Origin of the sequence: Bradyrhizobium sp. (genome assembly GCF_036009065.1) — a bacterium.
Classification (GTDB): domain Bacteria; phylum Pseudomonadota; class Alphaproteobacteria; order Rhizobiales; family Xanthobacteraceae; genus Bradyrhizobium.
The window spans coordinates 1-1746 of the sequence record NZ_DASYMN010000052.1 but is presented as its reverse complement, the minus strand read 5'-3'; the positions used below and the strand labels follow the sequence as shown (position 1 = coordinate 1746).

General features: G+C 61.0%; 1 protein-coding gene and 2 pseudogenes. All 3 read right to left on the bottom strand.

Translation table 11 applies throughout. The annotated features are described in order from the left end of the window. Positions 1 to 210: pseudogene (locus tag VGP39_RS03595) on the bottom strand (phage major capsid protein); the annotation flags it as partial. Beyond that, on the bottom strand, positions 211 to 714 hold the full coding sequence (locus VGP39_RS03590; protein ID WP_327566734.1) for an Imm1 family immunity protein: 504 nt from the start codon (positions 712 to 714) through the stop codon (positions 211 to 213). It abuts the pseudogene before it with no gap. Beyond that, positions 711 to 1746 (bottom strand): annotated as a pseudogene (locus VGP39_RS03585) (hypothetical protein); the annotation flags it as partial. The gene VGP39_RS03590 and the pseudogene VGP39_RS03585, both read right to left, overlap by 4 nt.

Genomic DNA, 1746 nt, shown 5'->3' with positions numbered 1-1746 from the left:
GTCAAAATCCTGCACGCCGCCGCCGACCCGCTTTGTCGTGTAGAACAGGATGTAGGGCTTTGCGGTGAAGGGATCGCGGATCACGCGCACGCCGGCGCGGTCGACGATCAGATAGCCGCGGCGGAAATCGCCGAACGCGATGGAGAGCGAATTGGCGGCGACGTCGGGCATTTCCTCGGCGTCGGCAAGCGGAAAGCCGATCAGGCTCGACTACCCCGGAAGCCTTTGCGGAGGCCATGTCGGAGCGGGGAACGTCTCTGGCGGCAGGGCTCCGGCCGCGACCCATTCGATGCTGGTCGGCAGTTCGCCATCCTTCTCGATGAATTCCTTGACAGCCTTCCACGCAGACTCAAACGGAATGAACACACCGAGCGAGTACGGGTCGCCATGCAGGCTGTACATAAATCGGCGCAGCCGGCTGAGATCACCCTTGGAGACGTAACAGTCCCGCCGCTGAATCCGGCCGTCCCACTTGTTGTATTGCAGCAGAACGCCATGGTCTGGACTTCCTATCATGTCCAACTTGACGTTGACGGACTCACGGTGCGGCAATGCATCGGTGCCGTAAAGGCCCTCCACGCCCAAGCCCCAATGGTCGTTGCCGTTGGGAGATGCCCATAGTCGTCCCCGTGGAGCTAAAAAGTCTTTCTCCAACTGGTCCGGCCTCGGCCAAAACGGGCCATCATGGTCATGCAAATAACAGTTTTTTCTCACCGTCTGCTCCGGGAAGTTATTGTGCCGTTCGTGATCGAATGAATCTTGTAGGGGTCCACATAGGTCAGGGTGGGATTGCCCAGTTCGAGCCCGACCAGAGGAATCATCGATTTGCAATTCTCGCATATCTTCCGATCGACATAGATATCCAGCAAGCGGCCGGCCAGAGTGCCGCTATTCGCTTCAGCAGCTCTCAGTAGAACATTCGTCTCGGCGTGAAACAATGCGTTGCTTGGCGCGTAGCCGACGTTCTCTACACTCATTACGGTTGGATATTTCGCGATCAGCTTGTCTCGCAGCTCTGTGGCAGCTCTGAAGTCGGCATCCGTGTAACTCAATGACGTCGAGTTCGAACCGTAGATATCCTTATCGTCCATCGTCGTGACCGCGACCGCGCCAGTTCTGTTGCCGAACAGGTCATTCAGGAAGTTTTCCGAGCGATAGGCCTGGATCAGCCGCTCCGCCGCGCGTGCCATGATTCCCAGCATCGCCATGCGGCCGAGCGAAGGCTTGTCCGAAGCCGCCAGCCGATCATCGTAGCCGCGCGTGCTGTCGCCTTCCGATCGCTGTGAACTCTCCGCTTCTGAAGGTGCTGCGTCTTGCGAGCCGCCTGCATTGCCGGCGTCTTCTGCGCCGTCCGTGCCATCCGCGCCCGCTTCACTCTGCGCGTTACCGAAGCTTGCTCCACGCTCGTTTCTGTTGCTCCACTGCCCGCCGCGCGGATTGCCGGCGGGCACGCGCGGCTGGCTCGGGCTGTACTTTGCTTCTTCCAGCCGCCGCTTCAGCTCGGCCCGGAGCGAGGCCAGCTGTTCGCGCAGCACGGCGTGCCGTTGGTCCTCGACCTCGGCCTCGAAGGCGGCTTGTGCCGCGTCGGGTTTGCGCGCCAGCGTGGGATAGATGTCGGCTGGATCGAACCCGGGCTTCACCCAGCGCGCCGCGTCGGGGCGGATCCATAGATGCGCGTCATGGCGCGTCCATCGCTGCTGCTGATGGCGCAGGTAGGAGTCGTCGGATTGGGACATGCGGGACTTC